The organism is Duncaniella muris, assembly GCF_003024805.1.
Taxonomy (GTDB): domain Bacteria; phylum Bacteroidota; class Bacteroidia; order Bacteroidales; family Muribaculaceae; genus Duncaniella; species Duncaniella muris.
In genome coordinates this window covers 1-25,385 of the sequence record NZ_PUEC01000008.1, presented here as the reverse complement: position 1 = coordinate 25,385, position 25,385 = coordinate 1, and the positions used below count along the sequence as shown (strand labels likewise).

Annotated in this window: 18 protein-coding genes; 10 read left to right on the top strand and 8 right to left on the bottom strand. The window is 52.4% G+C overall.

What is annotated here, in order from left to right; genetic code table 11:
* Positions 1-17: 17 nt before the first annotated feature.
* From C5O23_RS04725 to C5O23_RS04705, 5 genes are all read right to left on the bottom strand, one after another.
* The gene (locus tag C5O23_RS04725) at positions 18-1,670 is read right to left on the bottom strand and encodes a RagB/SusD family nutrient uptake outer membrane protein (RefSeq protein ID WP_107031798.1); all 1,653 of its coding nucleotides are present in this window, start codon (positions 1,668-1,670) and stop codon (positions 18-20) included.
* A 28-nt stretch (positions 1,671-1,698) separates the two neighbouring features.
* Positions 1,699-4,665 (bottom strand): SusC/RagA family TonB-linked outer membrane protein, encoded by a 2,967-nt coding sequence (locus C5O23_RS04720; RefSeq protein ID WP_107031797.1) that lies wholly within the window; start codon positions 4,663-4,665, stop codon positions 1,699-1,701.
* Between the two features lie 15 nt (positions 4,666-4,680).
* Complete coding sequence (locus C5O23_RS04715) at positions 4,681-6,282, bottom strand: BACON domain-containing protein (RefSeq protein ID WP_107031796.1); 1,602 nt, start codon at positions 6,280-6,282, stop codon at positions 4,681-4,683.
* A 32-nt stretch (positions 6,283-6,314) separates the two neighbouring features.
* A complete protein-coding gene (locus C5O23_RS04710; RefSeq protein WP_107031795.1) occupies positions 6,315-7,292 on the bottom strand; it encodes a BACON domain-containing protein in 978 nt (325 codons plus the stop codon).
* 541 nt (positions 7,293-7,833) lie between these two features.
* A complete protein-coding gene (locus C5O23_RS04705; RefSeq protein ID WP_107031794.1) occupies positions 7,834-8,634 on the bottom strand; it encodes a DeoR/GlpR family DNA-binding transcription regulator in 801 nt (266 codons plus the stop codon).
* 288 nt (positions 8,635-8,922) lie between these two features.
* On the opposite strand from C5O23_RS04705, the gene glpA reads away from it, so the two are divergent.
* Genes glpA through C5O23_RS04675 form a run of 6 tightly spaced genes read left to right on the top strand, consistent with a single transcriptional unit; the run spans position 8,923 to position 17,843 of the window.
* Positions 8,923-10,593: an anaerobic glycerol-3-phosphate dehydrogenase subunit A gene (gene glpA / locus C5O23_RS04700; protein ID WP_304511075.1), complete on the top strand. Its 1,671-nt coding sequence runs from the start codon at positions 8,923-8,925 to the stop codon at positions 10,591-10,593.
* A 12-nt stretch (positions 10,594-10,605) separates the two neighbouring features.
* The gene (gene glpB, locus C5O23_RS04695; RefSeq protein ID WP_107031793.1) at positions 10,606-11,877 is read left to right on the top strand and encodes a glycerol-3-phosphate dehydrogenase subunit GlpB; all 1,272 of its coding nucleotides are present in this window, start codon (positions 10,606-10,608) and stop codon (positions 11,875-11,877) included.
* Between the two features lie 20 nt (positions 11,878-11,897).
* Positions 11,898-13,145: an anaerobic glycerol-3-phosphate dehydrogenase subunit GlpC gene (gene glpC / locus C5O23_RS04690; RefSeq protein ID WP_107031792.1), complete on the top strand. Its 1,248-nt coding sequence runs from the start codon at positions 11,898-11,900 to the stop codon at positions 13,143-13,145.
* A gap of 29 nt (positions 13,146-13,174) precedes the next feature.
* The gene (locus C5O23_RS04685) at positions 13,175-14,710 is read left to right on the top strand and encodes an MFS transporter (RefSeq protein WP_240597670.1); all 1,536 of its coding nucleotides are present in this window, start codon (positions 13,175-13,177) and stop codon (positions 14,708-14,710) included.
* Between the two features lie 58 nt (positions 14,711-14,768).
* Complete coding sequence (locus C5O23_RS04680) at positions 14,769-15,590, top strand: HAD-IIA family hydrolase (RefSeq protein WP_107031857.1); 822 nt, start codon at positions 14,769-14,771, stop codon at positions 15,588-15,590.
* A gap of 39 nt (positions 15,591-15,629) precedes the next feature.
* On the top strand, positions 15,630-17,843 hold the full coding sequence (locus tag C5O23_RS04675; protein WP_107031791.1) for an alpha-galactosidase: 2,214 nt from the start codon (positions 15,630-15,632) through the stop codon (positions 17,841-17,843).
* Between the two features lie 306 nt (positions 17,844-18,149).
* Here C5O23_RS04675 and C5O23_RS04670 read toward each other — a convergent pair whose 3' ends face one another.
* Positions 18,150-18,653: an RNA polymerase sigma factor gene (locus C5O23_RS04670; RefSeq protein ID WP_107031790.1), complete on the bottom strand. Its 504-nt coding sequence runs from the start codon at positions 18,651-18,653 to the stop codon at positions 18,150-18,152.
* Between the two features lie 416 nt (positions 18,654-19,069).
* Between C5O23_RS04670 and C5O23_RS04665 the strand changes: the two genes are divergently transcribed.
* Positions 19,070-19,321, top strand: a complete 252-nt coding sequence (locus C5O23_RS04665; RefSeq protein WP_107031789.1) for a GlsB/YeaQ/YmgE family stress response membrane protein — start codon at positions 19,070-19,072, stop codon at positions 19,319-19,321.
* Positions 19,322-19,425: 104 nt separating this feature from the next.
* Here C5O23_RS04665 and lacZ read toward each other — a convergent pair whose 3' ends face one another.
* Together lacZ and C5O23_RS04655 are read right to left on the bottom strand one after the other, a co-directional pair.
* Positions 19,426-22,551, bottom strand: a complete 3,126-nt coding sequence (gene lacZ / locus C5O23_RS04660) for a beta-galactosidase, LacZ type (protein WP_107031788.1) — start codon at positions 22,549-22,551, stop codon at positions 19,426-19,428.
* A gap of 215 nt (positions 22,552-22,766) precedes the next feature.
* Positions 22,767-23,717, bottom strand: a complete 951-nt coding sequence (locus C5O23_RS04655; RefSeq protein WP_107031856.1) for a LysR family transcriptional regulator — start codon at positions 23,715-23,717, stop codon at positions 22,767-22,769.
* Positions 23,718-23,803: 86 nt separating this feature from the next.
* On the opposite strand from C5O23_RS04655, the gene C5O23_RS04650 reads away from it, so the two are divergent.
* From C5O23_RS04650 to C5O23_RS04640, 3 genes are all read left to right on the top strand, one after another.
* Entirely contained in the window at positions 23,804-24,532 is a 729-nt protein-coding gene (locus C5O23_RS04650) for a 4Fe-4S binding protein (protein WP_107031787.1), read from the top strand.
* Entirely contained in the window at positions 24,498-24,695 is a 198-nt protein-coding gene (locus C5O23_RS04645) for a 4Fe-4S binding protein (protein WP_107031786.1), read from the top strand. The genes C5O23_RS04650 and C5O23_RS04645 overlap by 35 nt, the downstream gene beginning before the upstream one ends.
* A 149-nt stretch (positions 24,696-24,844) precedes the next feature.
* Positions 24,845-25,385: helix-turn-helix domain-containing protein (locus C5O23_RS04640; RefSeq protein ID WP_338030910.1), on the top strand; the 541-nt coding region annotated here is incomplete at its 3' end.

Here is a 25,385-nt window from a genome sequence, read left to right as displayed (position 1 = left end):
AGGCAATTGCAGTGTGATCAATAACCGGGGTTCTGCTTTAGTAGGGGATTTCCAGCCATAGCCTCAGAGGGCAGCGGGAAACGCTTCTTGGTGTCGTCAGTCGGCTTGTGGGCCCACCAGCTTTCTGTGGTGTAGAGGCCGAGGCGGATGAGGTCGGTGCGGCGGCGGCCTTCACCGAGGAATTCAATCTGCCATTCATCGGCCATGCGGTAGACATCAAGGTTTGCTTCGGTCACGGGGTCCGGGTCGTTGCCGTTGGCGAAGTTGCGTTTGCGCACTTCGTTGATGAGCTGAGCGGCACCCTTTTTGTCGCCTGCGCGCCATTTGCATTCGGCAAGCATGTAGTAGACCTCGGTGAAACGCATGCAGGGATAGTCGGGGTTCCAGAGAAGATCCTTATCGTCGATGTTCGGGATGGGCATCTTGACCAGACGCACTCCGGAGACTTCCGAACCGTCCATCATGGTGCTGCTGTTGCCGGTGATATTGACGTAGTCCACAAGGACCACAGGCTTTCCGGCCATGTCTTTCTGGCCTATGGCCACTTCGCCGGTGTAGGGGTTCTTCTGCAGCCCTACGCAGAACATTCCTTCATACTCCTTGTTGCCGTGGTAGACGTAGGGTTTCTTGCGCAGGTCGGCATCGTTGTATTTCTCGTAGCTTTTGCCCAGCTTGTAGTCCATGACCGGGCCGCCTTCTTTCTCGCGTGAGGGAGAAAGGATGAATCCGTTGTAGCGCGAAGCCGGGAATGGGCAGTTGAAGTATTTGTCGGCCTGGTGGTTGTAGAAGTAGCGGTAATACCAGTTGAATTCCATCTTTGAGTTCTGTGAGGGCACATACCAGACGGCTTCTGTCGATTTGTCGTTGTCGAAACAGTGGGGGCCGTACCAGGTATTGTCAATGGCGTAGGGGCCGTATTCGCCTCTGATCAGGTCTTCGCAGATTGCGGCACAATCGGCATAGCGGTCACCTCCTCCGTAGGCTTCGGCGTTGAAGTATAGTTCGGCGAGCATCATTGCGGCTGCTGCTTTCTTGATATAGCCGTCCTGGGCTTCTCCGAGGCTCGATTTCGGGAGTATGGAGGGTATGGCGTTCTTGAAAAGGTCCTCGCAGAATTCAAAAGTCTCCTTGTCGGTAGAGCGGGCGCAGGGAGCGTCGTTGTTGCTGCGGAAAATCGGCAGACCTCCGAAGTAGTCAAGACCGCGCATGTAGTACCATCCGAGGATGGCGTTTAGCTGGTTGATGTGGTCTTTCTTTATTTCGTCAGAGAGGCCGATGGCGTTGTAGTTGACACCAGAGAGGTCTTCTTTGGCTTCGAGAGTACGGGCGATGGCGCTCATGGTTCCGTCCCACACGTTTTTGACATGGCGGTCATCGCCGGTCCAGGTGTGTTCCTGCAGGCGGATGTACTCGCCGTTGTTATAGAAGTCGTTGCCGCGTGTCGGGCAGGTCATCTCGTCGGTGGTCAGTTCCTGGAGATACCAGCGTTCGGCGCCGAGATACCATTTCCAGTGGGTGAAGGGGCGGCAGAGAATGGCGTAGGTGTTCTCCGGACAGGTGATGAATGTGTCAGGGGTCACGCTGGAGTAGAATTTCTCGTCAAGGTCGCAGGAGAAGAGAGTGGCGCCTCCGAGCAGTGCCAGAGCTATATGTTTGAAGTTAAATTTCATAGTTCGTCAGTTTTTTATCTACCAATTTTTAGAATGTCAGCTGGAGACCGAATGTCCAGCGGGTGGTCTGCGGGTACATGTTGGTTGCGTTGCGGACATATTCCACGCCGGGATAGAGGCCGTTGATGCTCACTTCGGGGTTGTAGCCTTTGTATCGTGTCCAGGTGTAGAGATCGCGGGCGGTCACGTAGAAGCGGGCGCGGGTCAGATATTTGTTCCACTTGCCGGTGTCGAGCGTATAGCCAAGCGAGACGGCGTCGATCTTGAGGAAGGAGGCATCGCTCAGGAAGTAGTCAGAGGTGATGCGGGTGTCGTTGATGGCGGCATTGTCGGTGTAGGCTATCTTCAGCACGTTTTCCTGAGAGTTGGTCTGGAGACCGTGGTAGAGGATGATTTCGCTGAACACATCGTAGTCAAGCCATGAGCGCAGATTGATGCCGAGGTCGAAGTTTCGGTAGCGGAAGTTGTTTTCCCATGAGATGATCGCCTTGGGGATCGCATTGCCCACCCAGTGTTTGTTGGCGTCGACGAGGTTGTTGACAGAGCCGTCTTTGGCAGGGACCACATTATTGTCCTTGTCATAGATGAGCCACTTGCCGTTTTCATCGAGACCGGCATATTTGAAGAGCCAGAACTGACCGATTTTGGAGCCGTTGACGAGCTTCTGCTCATAGCCCATTGACGCGGGCATGGCCGAGGGGAGCATAAACGAGTCGCTGTCACCGAGGTTTTTGATCTTTGTGGTGTTGTGGGAGATGCGGGCGGTAGAGGTCCATGTGAACTCGCGGCCCTGGAAGGGCACTCCGGTGATTTCGAATTCCCAGCCTGTGTTGGTGAGGCTGCCGATGTTTTTCATCACGGTGGTGTAGACCATCGGGGGGACGGGGGCGGCTACTTCGAAAAGCATGTCGTCCACGCGGCGGTGATACCAGTCGAATTTGCCGAAGATGCGGTTGTTGAGCACCGAGTAGTCAAGACCGATGTTGAGCTCCTTCTTTTCTTCCCATTTCAGATCGGGGTTGATGTTTTTGGTTGAGCCGTAGCCGGGCTGCCAGATGCCGTTTGTGGGATACATATCGTTTGACTTGTAGGTGCGCACGGTGTAGCCGCTGCCGAAGTCGTTGTTGCCGGTGACGCCGTAGCCCACACGCAGTTTCAGGTCGTTGATCCAGTCGATTCCCTCCATGAAGTTCTCGCGTGAGATGCGCCATCCTCCGGAGACAGACCAGAAGTTGCCCCATCGGTTGTTTTTGCCGAATTTTGACGAGCCTTCGCGGCGGTAGCTCACGGTTGCCATGTATTTGTCGGCGTAAGAGTAGTTTGCTCGGCCGAAGAACGAGAGCAGGCGCTGGCGAGGATTCTTGTTGGAGGCCATTGATGCCTGGCCGTCGCTGAGGTCTGTGCCTGCGCTCATGTCCCAAGGGCCGATGCCGTCAACGGTGAAGTTGGCGTTTGTCATCTCGAAGCTTTCGGTGCCTTCGTTTTCATAGAAACTGTAGCCGGCCACGGCGTCGACGAAGTGTTCGCCGAATTCGCGCATATAGTTGGCATAGGCTTCAAACGATTTGTTGAGTGACTTGCTGAATTCATGGGTAGCCTTGCCGCGTTTGCTTGAAGTGACGCTTTCGCGGTGTTTCTGGTTGTAGTAGAGGTAATACTGATGCTGGCGCATGTCGAGGCCCATTGTGCCCTGCACGGATAGGCCTTTCATAAGATTGATCTTGAGGGTTGCGTCGCCGAGGAACCACTGGTCTTTGGCCGAGTAATCTTTATATTCGATGTCTGCTACGGGATTCCAGGAGTTGCCGCCCATGCCTACGCCGTCAACATTGTAGTCAGAGGGGTTTGAGGGGTCCCACAGAGGTATGGTCGGGTTAAGTTCGATGGCTTTCTGAAATGTGTAGGACCCGTTGCGCTTGTCGCGGTCGGCCTGGCGGAACTGGGCTTTCATGCTGAGTTCGGCAACGCCGTCCCACATGCGGTAGCGGCCGTTGATGCGGCCGGAATAGTCGGTGCGGCCGTCGCCACGCACTATGCCTTGCTGGTCGGAGTACATGAGCGAGGAGTAGAGCTGGAGGTCTTTGGTGCCGCCGGAGATGGTCAGCACATGGCGCTGGCTGAGGGGATTGTCGCGGGTGAGTTCCTTGTACCAGTCGGTGTCATAGCCGTAATCCTGGCCGAGGCCGCGTTCGATGTATTCCTGAGAGGAGAGGAGGTCGAGGTGCTTGCGCACGCTTTCGATCGAGAGCTCACACGAGTAGTTGACCTGGGTCTTGCCTTCTTTGGCCTTCTTTGTTGTCACGAGGATCACACCGGCTGCGGCGCGTGTGCCGTAGATGGCTCCGGCTGATGCGTCTTTGAGCACGTCGATTGACTGGATGTCTTCCTGATTTATGGCGCGGAGGTCACCGCCGGGGATACCGTCGATCACTACCAGCGGGCCCTGGCCGGCGTTGACTGAAGCCACGCCGCGGAGCTGATAGCCGTTAGAGGCGTTGGGCGATGCGCTGCCTGTGGTGGTCAGGCCTGAGATCTTGCCCTGGAGTGCGGTGGCGATAGTGGCTCCGCCGAGACCCGACATCATGTCGTCGGCGCTGATCGAGGTGATGGCCGAGGTCACGCGCTTTTTCTCCATTGTGCCGTAGCCTACGACGACAACCTCGTCGAGCATCTTGTCATCGGAGTCGAGTACTATATTATAATGTGTCTTTCCGGACTGAACCTTGACATCGGCCGGAAGTTTGCCTACATAGGTCACTCTCATTACCTGGCCGGGCTTGGCGTCGAGCGAGAAGTTGCCGTCGATGTCGGCTGCCGCTGCGAGCTTGGTGCCCTGGACTATGATTGTGGCTCCGGTCAGAGGTTCACCGTCGGTGTCGGTCACAGTGCCGGTCACCTGCGCGGCAGCGGTCATGAATGCCGCTGAAATCAGACCGAGGAACAAGGTGCAAAACAATCCCTTGAGATTTCTTGCTGTGTTATGTCTGTGTTTCATTGTTGTCTGTCGTTTTTATTTGGTCTCGATTCGGGTTACTTTAAGATCGTCCATGAACCAGCGGTAGTAAGAGGTCTTTCCGTTGTCGGGATAAGTTGCCACTGACTTGAACCCGTTGTTGATGAACGGAGTCGCGCCGATGATGATCCTGGTATTGGCTGTGGCCCCTTTGACGGTCACTTTCATGTCGGTCCATGTCCAGGGGATGGTTTTGTCGGAGTTGTTGAAAGGTTCGAGTTCCTTGCTCTGTGTGGCGCTCACGCCGTCGACGATTTCGCCCTCGCCTTCGATCACAACTGAGACGGTCATCGGGTCGGTGCCGTTTTTGGCTGCGCGGAAAGTCACGTCGACGTTGGCATAGTGTCCGCCTTCAATGGGAAGGGCATCCTTGATTGCGATTGCTGTCTGTGCGCCTCCTTTGTTGGACTTCAGGTAGCCGTCCATAGCGTAGATGACTTTGGCCGAGGCATTGTAGTCGGTGTATTTCTGATTGAAGAGCGCAAGCACATCGTCAAATCCGTTGGTCTTGAAGTCCCAGGTGTAGATGTTGCGGGCATCGTTGGGGGCTCCGCCGTTGATGTTGCTTACCTGGTCGGCTCCGCCTTTGACCCAGGAGAAATCATCGTTGTAGTAGACGAAACCTACTGCCTTTGAGTCAGGTTCGGGGCGGTCTGAGAGCTGGAGCACAGGGGCGGTGAGCACAAGACCGTGGGCGGTGGTGATTGTGATGTAGTCTTCACGGGCGGCCTCGGTGTTGACTTCTGCTGTCAGAGTGACTTTGGTTTCTCCCGCATCGCCGCTTGACGGGGTTACGGTCAGCCACTGGGGTTTGGCGGTGAGTGTCCATGATTCAATGCAGCCTACGGTCAGCTCGGTGCTGAGGCCGGCGGCGTCAGAGGCGGCGAAAGTCAGTTTGCTTATGGGTTTGCCGTTTTCGCTGACGGAGAAGACTGTGCCGTCCTGGCGCACTGTGGTGTAGCGGGAAAGAGCTCCTGCAGTGACGGTGATCCGGGCCTCGCGTTCGGCTCCGGTCTGATTGAGCGCTGCGGTGAATGAGATTTTTTCCTTACCGGCCTGGCCTGAGGTCTTTGACGGAGTTATCCAGTCGCAGCCGGCAGGCAGTGAGACGGTCCAGTCTGAATTGGTGTCAATGGTGAAGGCAAGAGTCTCGCCTTCGGCGGCATTTCCGAGGGTTGTCACGCTGATTAGTGCGGGCGATACGGCGAGTGTGCCTACCTTCTTGTTCTGGCTTACGGCCAAAAGCTCGGTCTTGTTGCTTCCGGAGAGTTTGATTTCAACGAATCCGGTGCGTGGATCTCCGGTATTCTCATCGGCAGTCACAAAGATCTTGTGACTGCCGCGTGTGCCTGATTCTCTTGAAAGGTGTATCCACTCGTCTTTCTGGCTCACTTTCCAGCTGCCGCTTGTGTTAAGTGTCAGCGAGGGTTCTTCGCCTTTGTCGGTCAGGCCGTCGTATTCAAGAGTGAATTCGCGGTTGTCGGCTTTGAAATAGGCCGGTATCTTCTCGTCATCATCGTTGCAGCCCGTGAGCGCGAGTCCCAGACCTGACGCGAGGGCGAGTGCCGATGCGAAGATGAAATTTTTATGCAGTTTCATGTCTATTGATTATTCGGTTAATTAAGAGGATGTTATCGTTCGATACGTTCAACCTTGAGGTCGTCCATATACCAGCGGAATGTGCCGCTGTTGTTGATGCCGTCCTTGACATAGGTCTGTTCGCCGATGATGATTTTGGTCTTTGAAGATATGCCCCGGATGTTGACGCTGACATCTGACCAGGTGAGTTTGTCGGCTGACATTGCTACCGGGGCGCTGACAATCCGGGTGCCGGCCTGCGAGCCTCCGTCGATCGAGCCTTCGCCTTCGATGGCTACCACGACTGTGGTTTTGTCGGTGTTGTAGCGGGCGCAACGGAAGCTGACTTTGACGTTTGTCGATTTTTCAGCGGCGATGCCGAGGTTGCGGATTGCTATTGCCGTGATGGTGTTGGTCTTGTCAAATTTGATGTAGCCGTTCATCGTATAGACCGTCTTGGCGTTTGAGTTGAGGTCTTCATAGAGAGACTGGAATGTGGGGAGAGAGCTTGTGAAACCGTTGGCCTCATAATTCCAGGTGTAGATATTGCGGGCATCGCCGATGGTCTGGCTGCCGACATCATCGGTGCCGCCCACACACCAGGCAAAATCGTCATTAAAATATATGTGGCCCACCGGCATGTGGTCGTCACGGTCTTCTTCGAGGTTCTGAACCACGGTGATTGTCTCGCTCAGGTTTGATCCGGAGGTGATGGTTAGCAGACCTTTGCGCACGGCTCCGCTTTCATTCTTTTCGGCGAGAATGCTGACATTGACGGCGCCACGGCCTGTAGGTTTGTCGACCGAAAGCCATTCGGCGTCGCTGGTGACATTGTAGCCTTTGTTGGCGGTGATTGTGAGAGTTGCAGTCGCTCCGGATGAGAGGGTGCCGGTTCTGATCAGCTCCACTCGGTTCTGATCGACCTTCAGACGGGGCACTGCGTCTTCCGCGGTGTCGTCAACACCACACGACGAAAATCCGACAAAGCATAGTGCTATCGCCGTGAGCGTTTCAAGGAATGGTTTTTTCATAAGGTTGATTTGGGTTATTTTGTTTTTTGTATTTTATGGTCGGGCATTTTCTCTATGCTGACAATCCGCAGATTTTGTTGTGGCCGGAAAATCCGGCGCAAAAAGGCCGGTTTCGTTTGTCCTGCTTGTCGGAAGTAGATTTTAGGGTTAGATTCAAGTTCGTTTTTGCTGTCGGCTGGAGAGTGCTGGAAGAGGCTTTTTAGTTATTTTGCCTGAGGAACAGTTCACTGGTTTGGTTTTGAATTTTGGTTGAAACGAAAGATTTTAGGTTTCAACTCGCAACAAAAGTATAATATATATGTTAATCTGCAAAATTTTTTTTGCACTTTTTTATCTAAATTTGGCTAAATTACGTAATGGGTTGCAGAAAAACTTCTGTAAGGGTGTGTAAGTTGTTGTTTTCGGGCTGTGTTTCGGGATGGAATGTTGCCTTTCGTTGCGAAAGCGACGTGTGTTGCTATGGCGCTGATGTGTCAGGTCCGGGGTATGAAGAAGGGAGAGTGTGGAGAATGAGCTGATGGTCCGGCGGGCTGCTTCAGAGTCAGATCTGAGAATCTATGCCCGGCGCGGTGTTTTTGATGTCGATGATTTTCAATTCGATACCGAGATCCTCAATGGCCTGACTGATTGTGGGAGGTATGTTCGAGTCGGTGATAATGGTATCTATATCAGTGATATTGGCTATCTTGCTGAAGCCGCGGCGGCGGAATTTCGACGAGTCGGCCAGGACGATGGTCTTCTGTGCCGTGCGCATCATCACCTTGTTCAGGTCTGCTTCGCGTATATCAGTGGTGGTCAGGCCGAAGTCGAGGTCTATGCCGTCTACTCCAATGAACAGTTTACTGCAGCAGAATTCGCTCAGCGGGGCTTCGGCATGTTTCCCTACCACTGAGAGACTGCTGTGGCGCAGGGTGCCTCCGAGCTGGATCACTTCTATGTTTTCGTTGGTGCCGAGATACTCCGACACTTTCAGAGATGCACTTATCACGGTCAGCCGATGTATCGGCTTGATGCAGCGGGCAAAGGCCAGGACTGTGGAGCCTGAGGCTATTATGATCGAATCGTCCTGAGTGATCATCGATGCGGCTTCGCGGCCAATCAGTTCTTTCTCTTTGCGGGCAAGTTTTTCTTTCTCCAGAATGGAGCGGTTGTTGATATACGGGTTGATCAGTACGGCTTTGCCGTGACTTCTATAGAGCTTGTTCGCACTTTCGAGTTCGGTGAGATCTTTTCGGATCGTAACCGCTGATACGTCCAAGAGTAACGACAGGCTCGAAACCGGTATGGATTCATGGCGGATGAGAGTCTCAAGGATCAGGTTATGGCGTTCTTCTTTTGTCATATATATTAAGGTATAAAGAGATATGTATTGTGTCAGAGACAAATGTATTAATTATATTTGAAAATTCACATATAATAAGTTAAAAAACTTTCATGAATACGGACCTCTATCCGGAGGTCTGTTAAAAAACAGCTCTATTTTAACATTTGTCATTGCAAAAATATTTTGTTTTTTAATAAAAGATTCTTACTTTTGTTGCGAAATCAAAAATATTATGTTTCGAAAGTGATTCGAAATTTGATGTAGCTTGAATTCTTCTCCTTCCAAATTAATCCGGTTAAAATCCATATGAACATGAACCATTGCAAAGAGCACTATGACGTAATAGTGATCGGAGCCGGCGCTACCGGTGCCGGAACAGCCCGCGACTGTGCTATGCGCGGTCTTTCTGTATTGCTGGTAGAACGCTTTGACTTTACAGCCGGCGCTACCGGCCGCAACCACGGGCTGCTTCACAGCGGAGCCCGTTATGCCGTCACCGATCAGGAATCGGCCAGCGAGTGCATAAAGGAGAATATGATTCTGCGGCGTATAGCGCGTCACTGTGTGGAAGAAACCGGAGGCCTGTTTGTCACGCTCCCGGAGGATGATCTGGGCTATCAGAAGAAATTTGTGGAATCATGCCTGCAGGCCGGCATCAACGCCGAGGTCATAGATCCGGCCATAGCCATAGCAATGGAGCCTGCGGTCAACAAAGATATAATAGGTGCGGTCAGAGTGCCTGACGGTGCCATCGACCCATTCCGGCTTACTACGGCCAATGTCATGGACGCGCGTAACCACGGAGCGGATATTCTGACATATCATGAGGTCACGGATCTGCTTATGGAGTCGGGGCGTGTCAGCGGAGTGGAGCTGCGCGAACAGCGCACCGGTCAGAAATTCAAGGTCCGCTCCTCGCTTGTGATCAACGCCGGAGGCATATGGGGGCAGCGTATATGCTCGATGGCCGGCATAAAGGTGAACATGTTTCCGGCCAAAGGCGCCCTGCTGATATTCGGCCACAGAGTCAACAACGTGGTCATCAACCGTTGCCGCAAGCCTGCTGATGCGGATATCCTCGTGCCGGGTGACACCATTTCGCTCATCGGCACGACTTCGAGCCGGATTCCGATTGATCAGGTGGACAGAATGGATGTCACAGGCGAAGAGGTAGATGTGCTTCTGCGCGAGGGCATAAAGATTGCCCCCTGTCTGGCCTATACGCGAATTCTCCGCGCCTATGCCGGAGTGAGACCTCTGATAGCGTCTGACGATGATCCGTCGGGCCGCAGCATCAGCCGTGGCATAGTCTGCATGGACCATGCCGTGCGCGACGGAGTCGAAGGCATGATCACTATTTCTGGAGGCAAGCTCATGACCTACCGCCTGATGGCGGAATGGGCCTCCGACATGGCCTGCCGCAAACTTGGAATAGAAGGTCGCTTGTGTCGCACGGCCGAGATCCCACTTCCGGGATCGGAAACTCCGGAGCCGGAGTCCGGAGTCCGAAAGCGCAAATCACATATAATCGAACTGAGCACAGACCAGAAAGCCGCCCAGGGGCGCCACGGCACCATGAGCGCAGAAATAAGCTATAATGCCGATGAGGATGATGCTCTTGTCTGCGAATGCGAACAGGTGTCGGTAGGGGAGATCAAATATGCCATTAAGAAACTCCATGCCGACAGCCTGATCAATCTCCGCCGCCGCACCCGTATGGGCATGGGCACCTGCCAGGGCGGATTGTGTGCCTGCCGAGCGGCTGCCATACTGAGAGACGAGACCGGAAATCCGCCGGCGGCGCTCGAAGACCTCGCAAGTTTCATCAACGAGCGCTGGAAAGGAATGATGCCGGTGGCATGGGGGCAGACTCTTGTCGAGGCCCAGTTCATGGCCTGGCTCTACAGAGGAGTCTGCGGACTTCAGCCTCATGAAGAAGCCTGCGAGTGTGTGACAAACGAAAATGCCGACCGATAAAAAATAATTCCGATGAAATACGATACCATTATAATAGGAGGAGGTCTCAGCGGCCTCATGGCCGGAGTGAAACTCGCACGGTCAGGCAGCAAAGTCGCAATCATATCTTCCGGGCAGAGTGCTCTGCACTTCCATTCCGGCTCTTTCGGGCTGCTTGGACATGCCGATGGCAAGGAGCTGCTTCATCCGCTTGAGGCTATAGGAACTCTGCCCGCCGGACATCCTTATTCCAAGATTGGAGCGGAGTCGATCCCGGCTCTTGCCGATGATGCCAAACAGATCTTTGCGGATGCCGGGCTGACATTCATCGGCGACTCTTCAAAAAATCATTTCCGCCTTACGCCGCTTGGACTGTGTGAGCCTTCCTGGCTTACGATGGATGACTACGCCACATGCGAGAATCCGTCGGAAACCGGATGGCGCAAGGCTACGATCATAAATTTCAAGGGCTTTCTTGATTTCCTTCCCGGTTTTCTTGCCGACGGACTGAAGAAACACAATCTGCCCTGCGATTATGCCGAAATAACGCTTCCGGCCATAGAGCGCCTGCGCAGAAACTCCTCCGAAATGCGCGCTGCGGCTATAGCCAAAGTGCTGAAAGGCCCGGTGCTTGAGATGCTTGCCTCCGAGATCAACCGTGCGGCCGGAAACTCCGATGTGGTATTCATGCCAGCAGTGGTCGGGATTGATTCCGAGCAGCCGGTCAGAGAGTTGCGCTCTATGGTGATACCCAAGTTGCTGTGTGTGCCGGTGTTGCCTATGTCGGTCTGCGGGATGCGCTCGCAGATACGTCTCCGCCGTTATTTCGAACAGCTCGGAGGCACTTATTTCCTTGGCGACAACGTGACCCGCGGTTACATGGAAGGCCCTGCCCTTAAAGAGATAGAAACCGCTAACCTCAGCGGCATGAGCCTGCAGGCCGACAATTTCATTCTCGCTACCGGGAGCTTTTTCAGCCAGGGGCTTGTCGCTGAGCCTGACCGCATCTATGAACCGGTGCTCGGAGCTGATGTCGAGGCTCCGTCAGACCGCAGTCTCTGGTGCGGAAAAAGCATTTTCGACAATCAGCCCTACATGCAGTTCGGGGTGACTACAGACCGTGACTTCCATGTGATGTTCAACGGTGTTCCTGCCGGAAATGTCTATGCTGTGGGTGCTATTCTCGGCGGATCGAACCCGATACGCGAAGGATCGGGTGGAGGGGTCGCCATACTTTCGGCTCTCCAGGTGGCACGAAACATAATTGCAGCCGGCCGGGCAGACAATTCAGAAGCCCAAGCCTAACAGTAAAACCAATTTTTACGATGGAATACCAGATAAAAAATATCAGTCCGAACAATCTCGAACAGTGCATAAAGTGTACGATCTGCACTGTCTACTGCCCGGTGCTCGCCGTCAATCCCGACTATCCGGGGCCGAAGCAGGCCGGGCCTGACGGAGAACGTTACAGACTGAAAAATCCAGAGTTTTATGATGCTGCGTTGAAATATTGTCTCAACTGCAAGCGCTGTGAGGTGGCCTGTCCGTCAAACGTAAAGATCGGTGACATCATCCAGACCGCGCGCATCAGATATGACAAGCGTCAGGTTTCACTGCGTGACCGCATGCTTGCGAGCACCGATTTCATGGGCAAGATGGCGACCTCGATGTCATTCATTGTCAATACGGCTCTCAGGATGCCGCTGACCAAAAGCGTCATGGACTTTACGCTCGGCATCGACCACCACAGAAATTTTCCTACCTACTCTTCAGAGACATTCGAGTCGTGGATGCGCCGCGAGGCTCCTGACCAGTCGAGTTTTCCACGCCGGCTGTCATATTTCCACGGCTGTTTCGTCAACTACAACAATCCGGCGCTCGGCCGCGACTTTGTCAAGCTGATGAATGCCATCGGCTACGGAGTCAGCCTGCTGGAGAAGGAGCGCTGCTGCGGAGTGGCCAAGATCGCCAACAAGATGGTTGACGAAGCCCGGCGCGATGCCCGTCTTAACATCGGGTCGATCCGGAAGGCCGTCAGCCGGGGTCAGCAGGTCATAGCCACCAGCTCGACCTGTGTGTTCACCATTCGTGACGAGTATCCTCACCTGCTCGATGTGGACAATGCCGACGTGCGTGACAGCATCCTGCTTGCCACCGCCTTCCTGAACCGTCTTGTGGATGAAGGACGGGTGAAACTCGTGTTCCGGAAAGACTATCGTCGGCGCATCACCTATCACACCCCCTGTCATATGCAGAAACTCGGATGGGCTATTCATTCCGTGTCGCTGCTCAGGAGCATTCCCGGCCTCACTCTTGTGCCGCTTGAATCGTCGTGTTGCGGAATAGCCGGAACCTATGGATTCAAAAAAGAGAACTACGCCTATTCACAGGCCATAGGGCGAGAGCTCTTTGACCGCATCATTGAAGCGGGTGTCGACCTTGTGGCCACCGATTGCGAGACCTGCAAGATGCAGATCGAGATGAGCACCGGGGTTAAGGTGGAAAATCCGGTGACTATCCTCGCCGAAGCCCTTGACGTGGAAGCGACGATGAAAGCCAACGGTGTGAAATGAAAATATAGCCTCTTAATACCAAATCAGATATGTCGACTGAAAACATTTATGCCGGATGGAAACCGGAAGTGGTCAAGCAGTTCAAGTCATGGCAGATGCGCACCATAGTTGTCTCCATGATCGGCTATGCGATCTATTATTTTGTCAGAAAGAATTTCTCGATCGCCATGCCCGGCCTAACGGCGCAATACGGCATCTCAAACACAAGTTTCGGAATTGTGATCGGTGTCGGATCGCTGATCTACGGCCTTTCGCGTTTTGTCAACGGCTTCATTGTCGACCGTTTCAGCGCCCGCGTCATCATGGCCGTCGGCCTGCTGCTTTGTGCCGCCTCCAACTTCATGTTCGGCTTCGGCGTCAACATCAGCTCTTGGATCACAGGCGTGGACAGCGGACCTGATTTCATCAACATGCTGATCATGCTGATGGCAGTGACCATAGTCCTCAACCAGTATTTCCAGGGAGTGGGCTATCCGCCGTGCGCACGTCTGCTCCCGTCATGGATCCACCCCTCGCAACTGGCCACAAAGATGTCTATCTGGAACACCTCTCACTCTATCGGCGCTGCCGCGGCAGTGGTGGTCTGCGGCTATATCATGGGCACTATGGGTCGTGACCTTAGCGGAAATCCTGAGATAATACAGACCATTGCGGCAAACCTCAATCTCGATCCTTCTGACAGCGAGCATATGAAGACCATTCTCAGCTATGCTTCCCACTGGGATGCCTGGAAATGGTGTTTCTGGCTTCCGGCCTGTCTGGCTGTCTGCGGAGCTTTGTGGCTCTATGTCGGCCTTCGTGACGATCCTCGCTCTGTAGGCCTCCCTGAATTGCCCGGCACCCATACCGGAAAGTCAGATGCCAAGGGCGGCAAGACTCCCTCGCGCGGTAAATTCCTCAAAGCTATGGTGTGGACCAACCGGTGGATATGGACTCTCTGCATAGCCAACATCTTTGTCTATGTGATGCGTATGGGCATTCTCGACTGGGGCCCTAAATTCCTGACCGAAGCGCGCAACATGTCAATCGAGGATGCAGCCTGGTCAGTGGGCGCTTTTGAAATCTTCGCTATAATAGGCACCATTTTCGCCGGATGGGCCACAGACCATATTTTTCATGGCAAGGCCCACCGGATGTGTTTTGTGTGCATGGCTTTAGCTGTTGTCTTCATGGGGATCTTCATTATGTTCCCCGGACTGCCGATAATAGTCTCCACGCTATTCCTTGCTATGGCCGGATTCTTTATCTATGGCCCCCAGGCTCTGATAGGCATAGCCTCTGCCAACCATGCTACTAAAGAGGCTTCGGCTACAGCCAACGGCCTGGCCGGAATATTCGGTTATTTCGGATCTTTCGTCTCTGCAATCGGTATCGGCATCGTGGCCGACCGCTGGGGATGGAACATGGTGTTCTATATAATTATCGCCGTAGGCATTCTCGGAGCGCTGACATTCATCTCAATGTGGATGGCTCCCCGCGATGGCTATGCGCGCAGCAACAGATTTTATGAAGAACAGGAGGCTATTGACGGTCTTCACGAAGGAGAAAGCCATGAAAGCAAATAATGACAGTCTGATTGCCGGATGCGCCACCTGGATCTCGCCGCTTGACCGCGAGCGCCTGATGGAGGCATGCCGCAAGGTGCGCCATGTGGCTCTTGACATGGACGGCACCATCTATATGGGCGCCACGCTCTTCCCCTTCACACGTCCGTTTCTTGAAATGCTCGAAGCCAACGGCATAGGATATTCGTTTCTGACCAACAATCCTACCCGCAGCATCGCCGACTATCTCGTCAAACTCGAACGGCTCGGAATCAAGACCGGACCGGAGAAAATGTACACCACGGCAGTCGCCACCATTGACTATCTCAAAGCCAATATGCCCGGCGTCAGAAAGATCTTCGCACTCGGCACCCCCAGTATGCTTGCCGAGTTTGAGGCCGCAGGCTTCGAGATCGCCCCGGTGGAGACCGGAGTGCTGCCTGAAGCCCTGGTGGTGGCCTTTGATACCACTCTGGAATATCCGCGCCTCTGTCATGCCGCATGGCTCGCCTCGCAAGGCGTTCCCTATATAGCCACGAATCCTGACCGAGTCTGCCCCACAGATCAACCGACAGTGCTTGTGGACTGCGGCTCGCTTTGCAGCGCGATCGAATATGCCACCGGGAGGCTGCCGGATATTGTGATCGGGAAGCCCAACCCCGACATGCTTTCAGGCATACGTCACCGTTACGGCTTTGCCGCCGACGAGATTGCCATGTGTGGCGACCGCATCTACACAGATGTGGCTATGGCCCGTAACGCCGGAGCGCTCGGAGTGCTGGTGCTTTCAGGCGAGACAACACTTGAAACTGCGCTTGCATCCGATCCTATGCCCGACATTACGGCAAAAAGCATTCTCGAATTCGGCGAACTTCTGCTCGAATCCAGAAATAGTCTCTAAGTAACACTTGTAATTAAACAATCTCTTAACATCTGCCATATGAAACACAGAATGATAGGGCGCGTCTCACTCGCTGCTGTCCTGCTTGCAGGACTTCCGTGGAGCGCATATGCCAAAGTGCTGAAACTTGACACTCCGTCGACCTCAATGGTGCTTGATGCCGAAAAAGGGAAAAATCTGAAATTTCTCTATTACGGCGGCCGTATCTCCGACTCTGACGCTGACAATCTCAGGGCGGCCGGATGCCCCGTGGCCGACGCATATCCCGCCTATGGGCTTGACACTACACGTGAAGCAGCTCTGAGTGCGGTTCATGCCGATGGAAACATGACGCTTGATCTTAAAGTGGAAAGTACGTCGGCCCGCAGGGACGGCGACTCGGAAATCACAACCGTGAAGCTTCGGGATTCCCATTATCCTTTCACTGTCAGTGTCAACTATCGTACATATCCGGCTGAAGATGTCATCGAGACATGGACCGAAATTTCTCATCAGGAGAAAGGCATTGTGACCCTCGACCGTTTCGCTTCAGGATGTCTGCCTGTGCGCTATGGCGATGTCTGGCTCTCGCAACTCTACGGAAGCTGGGGCAATGAAAGCCGGGTTGACTGCTCGCGCCTGACACACGGAATGCGTGTGATCAAAAACCGCGACGGTGTGCGCAACTCCCATACTGCCCACGGCGAGCTGATGCTTTCGCTTGACGGAAAGCCGCGTGAGAATGACGGCCGCGTCATCGGGGCCGCCCTTTGCTACAGCGGAAACTACAAGCTGGTAATTGACACTGACGAGACTGATTATCATCGTTTTTTCGCCGGCATTAATGAGGACAATTCGGAGTATCATCTGAAGAAAGACGAGGTGTTCGTAACCCCGCCGCTGGCCTTTACTTACAGCAACGAGGGCATGAGCGGAGTGAGCCGCCATTTCCACCGCTGGGGCCGTAACCACAGGATTGCCCACGGCAATGAACTCCGCAAGATCTTGCTAAACAGCTGGGAAGGTGTCTATTTCGATGTCGAAGAAACCGGGATGGAAAATATGATGGCTGATATAGCTTCGATGGGAGGCGAACTCTTCGTCATGGACGATGGCTGGTTTGGCGTGAAGCATCCGCGCGACAACGCCACGCAGGGCCTCGGCGACTGGATTGTTGACACCCGCAAGCTGCCCCACGGAATACAGGGGTTGATTGATGCGGCCAAAAGCAAGGGCATAAAGTTCGGCATATGGATAGAGCCTGAGATGACTAACTCCAAAAGCGAACTTTATGAGAAGCATCCCGAATACGTGATCAAGCCCGGCCACCGCGATCACGTCTATGGACGCGGTGGCACCCAGCTTGTGCTTGACCTCTCAAACCCTAAGGTTCAGGATCTGGTGTTTGAGGTAGTCGACACTCTGATGACGAAATATCCTGAAATCGACTATATCAAATGGGACGCCAACATGTCGGTCCGCAGCCACGGTTCGCAATATCTTTCAGCCGATAATCAGAGCCATCTCTACATAGACTATCACAAAGGTCTGGCCAAAGTGCTTGACCGCATCCGCGCCAAGTATCCCGACCTGACCATACAGGCATGTGCAAGCGGTGGCGGTCGTGCAAACTACGGTGTGCTCCCCTGGTTTGACGAATTCTGGGTTAGCGACAACACCGATGCCCTTCAGAGAGTCTACATGCAGTGGGGTGCTTCCTACTTTTTCCCTGCCGTTGCTATGGCTTCGCATATCAGTGCCACTCCCAACCATCAGACTTATCGCTCTATGCCGCTGAAATACCGCATTGACGTGGCTATGAGCGGGCGCCTGGGCATGGAGATACAGCCGCGCGACATGTCAGAGGCTGAAAGGGAGCAGTGTCGAAAGGCGATAGCCGAGTACAAGGAGATACGTCCTGTTGTGCAGCAGGGTGATATCTATCGCCTGCAGTCGCCTTACGAGGGCCTTGGTGTGGCCTCTCTTCTGTATGCCACTCCTGAAAAAGACAAGGCCGTCTATTTCTGGTGGAAGACCGAGGCATTCCGCAATCAGCAGCTTCCGCGCGTGAAGATGGCCGGCCTGGATCCCGACCGGAATTATAAGGTGCGCGAGATAAACCGTATAGACAATAAACCGCTCCGATATGAAGGCAAAACTTTTTCCGGCCGTTATCTGATGGACAATGGCTTGGAAATGCCGGTAGGCTATAATGTCGACAAGGACAAACGCACCGAATGGGGTTCGAGAGTCCTGCTGCTGACAGCCGAATGACCGGTGTCACAGAATAGAAAAGTGGATTAGAGTAATAGATATAGAGAAACGGGGTCTTTAACGGCCTCTAAATGACAAGTCCGGCTGCGAAATCGCTTCGCGCCGGACTTTAGTGTGTTCAAATCAATACCTTAAAATTGTTTCCGTATGTGTGTGTTTAAACCAATCTTATTTACCTTTATTTAACCTTGTTTGGAAACAGCTATAGTTGAAACATGAAACTTAATCTCTACAAAATAGTTTTTTATTATGATGACGTTTGGACTTTGAGCCCTGCATTCATCAGGTCAGTCGTCGTCGCGCGCCTTAGCGGTAGTCGGCAAACTGGGTCTGGAGTTTCTTGCGAGCGAAGAAGATGCGGCTCTTGATGGTGCCGAGGGGGAGGTTCATCTTTTCAGCGATCTCATTGTATTTGTAACCGGCCACGTGCATCGAGAAGGGGATGCGGTATTCATCGGGGAAAGCGTTGATCGCATCTGTGATCTCGTTTGCTCCGAATGATCCTTCGGGGGTTTCTAAACCTGAATCCTGCGAGAGGTTCAGGTGATAGAGATCTTCAGTCTGGTCAATGACAGTTGCCGAGCGTGCTACGCGACGATAGTTGTTGATAAAAATATTGCGCATGATGGTGAAAACCCAGCCTTTGAAGTTGGTGTTGTCAACATACTTGCTTTCGTTGTCAAGGGCCTTCAGGGTGGTGTCCTGCAGCAGGTCATAAGCGTTGTCACGGTTGGATGTGAGCATGTACGCAAAGTTGAGAAGGTTGCTCTGAAGGCTCATAAGCTTGTTCTGAAATTCCTGAGTTCCCATAATTGAAGCGTTTTTATTGAGGTTATGGAGAGTTGTTAATTTCGATTGCTTGTCGGTGCTTGTTTTTGTTTGACAGTTCAAAATTACAGCCTTGGGACGGAATATTCAGAAATTTAATGTAAAAATATGTTAATTTAATGACAAAGTTGTTACAATTTTAAGTAATATGCTGGTTTGTAGTGTGTTATTTATGAATAATAAAAATTACAAAAATGTTACAATGTTATGCGGATTGTAACAATAATCGTGCGCATGTGTATAAGGCGTCTTTCTTAGAGGCCACAAATTTAATAAATATATATTATATATAAGGCTTCTGCTTCGGAAAATGAACAGCCTCTCTGTGGTGGTCTGAACCAAAAAGGGCGGTAAGCCGTTGGAGAGAATATCGAAAACCTGTTAAAACTATTTCAGCTATGAACTTTTTGTGGTATATAATCATTGGGATTCTGTCCGGTTTTGTTGCCGGCAAGCTTATGCGAGGTGGCGGTTTTGGAGTTGTCGTGAATCTGATAGTTGGCATAATCGGCGGTGTGCTTGGCGGTTGGCTTTTCGGACTGCTTGGCATCACGGCCGTAGGGATCATAGGTAATCTGATAACGTCTGTGGTCGGAGCCATCTTCCTTCTGTGGATTGTCGGGCTTCTGAGCCGGGCTGTTGCAAGGTGACTTGAAAATATTTAGGTTAAAATATTTGAATACCACCGTCCCGGTCCGGTTTTTTGCGGACTGAGACGGTGATATTGTCTGCGGTCTGTTATTTCAGAAGTTGGCTATGGCTGCAGCGGGGCTATGGTGTAGCTGTAGCTATATGACTTGTCTTTCAGTCTGTAAGGCGAGTGCGGTCCGGCTCCCCAGCTGTTGTCTCCGCCGAGTCCGCGTTGGGCGAGGTCTATGTAGAGGAAGACGCGGTCGCGGTGGTGGCGCACGTCTGAATTATGCATCTGGTGCTTTTTCATTCCCGGATCAAGATCTTCGGGGAGCACATCGAGAGCACTGACATTGAGCGGCTCATCGCCGTCTATTCTGATTCCGTAGCCTTCTGTATCGGTCAGTGAGGCCCAGCGGACATCAGATTTGTTGCCGGTTTCCTGCGGGCGGATGTAGGGATAGAACTGGTCTGCGACCTTTCCTTCCCAGATGCCGATGAATGAGGCTGTGTTGCGGTCGGAGTAGTTTTCGCCGGGCCCGCGGCCATACCATCTGAAATTGTCCGTCCCGGCATGGAGGTCCAGTCTCATGCCGAAGCGCATCAGCTCAGGGACCTCATTGTCACCGGCCTGCCATGACGAGGTGACTTTGATGCAACCGTCGGGCTCGATGCGATAGGTGACATGATAGTCTGAGCGGACATCAGGCAGGCGGTAGACTGCTCTGACAGTCGGATTGCCATCTTCTGAGGTCATTTCAAACGATTTTAGACTGCGGTTTTTCGCGGCATAGCGCCAGGCATTGGCTTTGTGGGGCATGCTGTTGCCCCAGTCATTGTCAGTCGGGGCACGCCAGAACGAAGGTTCAGGCCCGGCGGCTATAAGTTCGCGCCCATTGACGCTGTAGCCGCTCAGCATTCCGCTGACGGAGTCGAAGCGGACTGTCACGCCGTTTGCACAGCTGACTGTCCAGCGGCCTTTGTCATTGACTGCCTTTGGGGCTGTGAGGTTAGCGGTTATTTTCAGCTGACGGGGATGGGACGGGTTCAGTGCAAACTGTTCGCGGGCCACTTCATGTGCGGCCGGTATGATTTCATCTCCTTTGCGGGTGTAGGCATAGAGGGAGAGGAAGTATTCGTTGCTGTTGTCAGAATCTATTTTTTTGATAGGCAGGCTGAAAGTTTTTGACTGTCCGGCCGGTACATTGGCCGAGATCATGCCGGAGTCTGTCACTACGCCGTTCATCAGCAGTTCCCAGCGGAGATCATAGTCAAGCAGATTGCGTGTGTGAAAGTGGTTTTCGATCGTGATTTTGCCTGATGCGGGGTCGGTGGAGGAGAAACGTATGTCCTGGTAGACTTTTTTGACTTCGGTCAGTCCGGGGTGGGGCGTGCGGTCAGGCTGTACGAGTCCGTTGATGCAGAAATTTTCATCGTGAGTGTGGGTATAGGCACCGAAATCGCCGCCATAGGCCCAGTAGCTGTCGCCGTTCTCGTCTTTGGTGAGAAGGCCCTGATCCACCCAGTCCCAGATGAAACCGCCCTGCATGTGGTCTGACGAGCGGATTATGTCGAAATATTCCTGGAAGTTACCGGTGCTGTTGCCCATTGCATGAGCGTATTCACACATTATGAACGGTCTGCCGGGATTGTTTCGGGCTGCATATTCTTTCATCTGGTAGATGCCTGGATACATGGGGCAGACTATGTCGGTGTTACGGTCTTCACCCGCCTGTTCGAACTGTACGGGGCGCGAACTGTCGCGCTCCTTTATCCAGTCATATGCTGCATGGAAATTCTCGCCGTTGCCGCATTCGTTGCCGAGCGACCAGATGATAACGCTCGGATGGTTTTTGTCGCGCTCCACAAGGGAGATCTCACGGTCGAGAATCGCAGCCTGCCATTCCGGACGTTTGGCCGGATGACAGTCGTCGATCCGGTCCCAGGGAACCGAGCCCATTGCATGGGCCTCGATGTTGGCTTCATCCACGAGATAGATGCCGTAGCGGTCGCAGAGATCATACCACAGCGGCGACTGGGGATAGTGGCTTGTGCGCACGGCGTTGATATTATGGCGCTTCATCGTGCGGATGTCATCCATCATCGTCTCGCGGTCAACCACATGGCCTTGGGTCTGGTGATGCTCATGGAGATTGACTCCGTGGACTTCAAGCGGCTTGCCGTTGACCGTCAGGCGGCTGTCTTTGATCTCGATTTTGCGGAATCCGGTCTTTGCCGATGTTGACTCGATGACACGGCCTGAGCTGTCAGAAAGTGTGAGCACAAGTGTATAGAGATATGGGTCCTCGCAACTCCAAGTTCTGACTTTGCCTATTTTTGCGGTCAGCGCTTCGGTGGTGGTGGCTGATGCTCCGAGATTCAGCCGCCGGGTGTTTTTGTAGACCCGTTTGCCGGCGGCGTCATAAAGCGAGACTTCAAGGCTGGTAGCGGCAGGTGTCTGAGCATAGTTTTTCAACACAGTCTCAAGTTTCAATTCTCCGTTGGTGTAGCTGCGGTCGAGGTCGGCGTTGGCAAAAAAGTCGAAAATGCGCAGGCTGTCTGTAGAATAGAGGCAGACATCGCGGTCTATGCCTGACAGGCGCCAGAAGTCCTGGTCTTCGAGATATGATCCGTCGGTCCAGCGATAGACTTCGCAGGCAAGCTCGTTTCGTCCTGGTGTGATATATTCGGTGATGTTGAACTCAGCCGGATTTTTGGTGCTCTGCACATAGCCCGCCTTGTGGCCGTTGACCCACACATACATTCCGGCCGTAGAGCCGCCGAAGTGGAGAAACACCTGGCGACCGTCCCAGCCGGAGGGCAGTTCGAACGAACGGCGGTAGCACCCAACAGGGTTGTCGGAGTGGTCGATGAACGGCGGGTTTTTCGGAAACGGATATGTGACGTTGGTATATATAGGTGTACCGTAACCTTCGGTCTCCCAGTTTGAGGGCACCGGAATGCTGTCCCATCCGGCAGTGCTGAATCCGGGGTCATGGAATCCGACAGGCCGCTTGTCAGGAGTCGGAGAGAATCTGAAAGCCCATTTCCCGTTGAGGCTCATGAAAAAAGGTGATGATTCATAGTCGCCGCCCAGAGCCTCAGCCGGAGAGGCATAGGGGAAGGCGGTCGCACGGGCCGGTTCACGGCCGGAGGCAAAGATCTGTGGATTTTCCCAGTCATTGGCAGAGGTAAGAGACCATTGCATGGCACAGAGCATGCAGAAAGTGATGATCAGAATGCGTGGCATAAGAGTGATAGGATTGGTGAAGTCACGTATGTGACGATTGTATGTTAAGTTTCTACAAATGTATGAAAATCATACCGGAATGACAAATTCGATTAAGAAACACCCTCTTAATGTTGGAAGTTTCCTGCATCAGCGTAATTATAAACCTATAAAGTTTTGGGCGACATCACGGCCGTTTTAAACAACCTCTTAGTCGATCTCGCACCTGTTGTAATTCAATATAATGTATGGCAATTCTTTGATATTAATGCGATCTTGTTATGCATATTGCTGTCAATCATTTTGTTAGGAATAATTGACAACATGATTTCAATCAAACTTTTCAACATGCGGTATCTTATAAAATCCTTGCGGATATAGATTGAGACACACCGTCGCGAGACATATTCACCCTCTATCGGTCGTACATTTTCCCGCTGTGCGTCTGTCAGAAATGGAAGGTGCATTTCCGGTATGATTGTGAAGCCTCCGTTTATATCGACAATGCGTATCAGTGTCTCGATGCTTCCAGCCTCATAGATATGACGACCGATACTCCTTGTTTTGCAAAAACTGAATGCGCTCTCGCGCATACATTGTGACTCCTTCATTATCCACATCTTTTCATGCAGCAGATCTGCCGGATTGAATTTAGGCATTTTCAACAGACAATCATTAGCCACATAGACGTGGAACGGCTCGCAATAGAAAGGAATTTCAATAGTTTCCTGAGAGGTATTGCCACTGATTGCGATTCCGATATCAATCTTTCCCAAGCGGAGAGAGTCGATGGTCATATCACCCCTCATCTCGTTGACAGTCAGCCTTACATTTAGATAACGGTCTGTGTATTTTTTGATGAACCACGGCATGAGATAAGGTGCGATGCTGGCCCCGATACCGATTGAAAGCGAACCGGATACTTCGCCTTTCTGCTCCGAGATTGTCTCTGAAATCAACTCGGTCTGACTTAAAATTTTCTCAGCCTGCCTTATCACTGTTTCTCCGGTGGCCGTTGGGCGCACACTCTTGTTGCTACGCTCAAAAAGGCGTACTCCGAGTTCATTCTCCAGCTTTAGGAGAAGCGCGCTGAGTGTAGGCTGCGTTACATCAAGTTCCGCAGCGGCTTTTGCGAAATTGCGGTATCGGTCTATCGCTATTATGTATTTCAGCTGTTGAAGAGTCATGATAGATAAATTCAATGCAAAGATAGCTAAAATCTGTTGTTGCTCTATCATAAAGGCATTAATTTTGTGCCATATTAAAAATGATTATGGCACAGAAAAGATTTCACAGATATTTACCGACCAAAGGCTGGTCGCTTTACTGGATACTGTTGGCTTATCTCGCGATAGGTTATTTCTATCCGGCAATAGGATTGTTGGCGTTGGTATGCATGATAGCTCCTGTGGCATTTTCCGTGAGCCGTGGCCGATGGTGGTGTGGCAACGCTTGTCCTAGAGGTAATATGTACGACCGTCTATTGGCGAAATACTCGCCTCATCGCCCTATTCCACCCTTTGTCCGCACATTCGGCTTCCGTCTGTTTATGGTTCTCTTCATATTTACCGTGTTTGGTGTGCAGATGTATTTCGCATGGGGTGATTGGAATGCCATAGGGCGTGTGTTTTGGAATATCATAGCGATAACCACAGTGGTAGGAGTGACCCTCTCGTTCATCTACGCACCACGGACGTGGTGCTCATTCTGCCCTATGGGAACACTTTCATCATGGGTTGCTCCAAAGAAAGCTCCGTATCCTAAGGCGTTCACCAGCGTCTACGTTGACATCTCTTGCCAAATGAAATGCAAAAGTTGCGCAAGGGTATGTCCCATGCAGATTACACCTTACGATAGTCGCGGCTCAGAGACTGGCTATCTTCACGCCGATTGTATCAAATGCGGCAAATGTGTAGCGTCATGCCCACTCAAAATCATGAAAATCAAACCTCAAAACCAAATAACTGATGATAGGAGTCAACCGAAAACTATGTCCGCATGACCATGTGTGTCCATTGATACGTCTTTGCCCGGTGGGTGCCATTGCACAAGGTCCCGACGGCTATCCAGTCATAGACCACGACAAGTGCATTGAATGTGGAAAATGCGTCCGCTCATGTCCAAAGAAGGCAATGTGGAAAACCCAGGCTCGGATGACCCCTTAGACCAGGTTGAATTGACCCCTTAAGCCAAAATATCACTGACCCTTTTGCCCAATATAAAAATGACCCCTGTCGACGTAATGTCAGCAGGGGATTTTATATGTATCTTTGAATTCCGTTTTGGCCGACGGGGGATATAATTCAAAGAAAACATGAACACAAAATTTAAAAACATTCTCTTATGTCACGCATCGGAGATGGGAATAAAAAGCATCTGCAGTGCTTTTGATATCTCCCGCAACACCGTGCGTCGATATGTGAGAATGTATCAGGACAGCGGTATACCCGCTGAGAAGCTGCCGTCGCTGAGTGATGCGCGGCTACAGGAACTATTTGCCATACCAGGGGCGAGGGAACGTAAACCGTCGGAGCGGCAGGTCAGGCTTGAAGCCCTATTGCCCGATTATGCGGCGCGACTTTCTCGAAAGGGCATGACGGTCAAGAAGTTGTATGAAGAGTATCATACCGGCCATCCCGATGGCTATCTGAAGGCATCTTTCGGGATGAAACTCAGGCAGTTCATGCTGCAGACCAATGCCATCGGGCATGTGGAGCACCGCGCCGGAGACCAGATGTATATCGATTTTGCCGGAGACAGATTGGAAATAGTCGATGAGGCAACAGCCGGGATACGAAAGGTCGAGGTGTTTGTGGCGATACTTCCATGTAGCCACTACACATATTGCGAGGCAG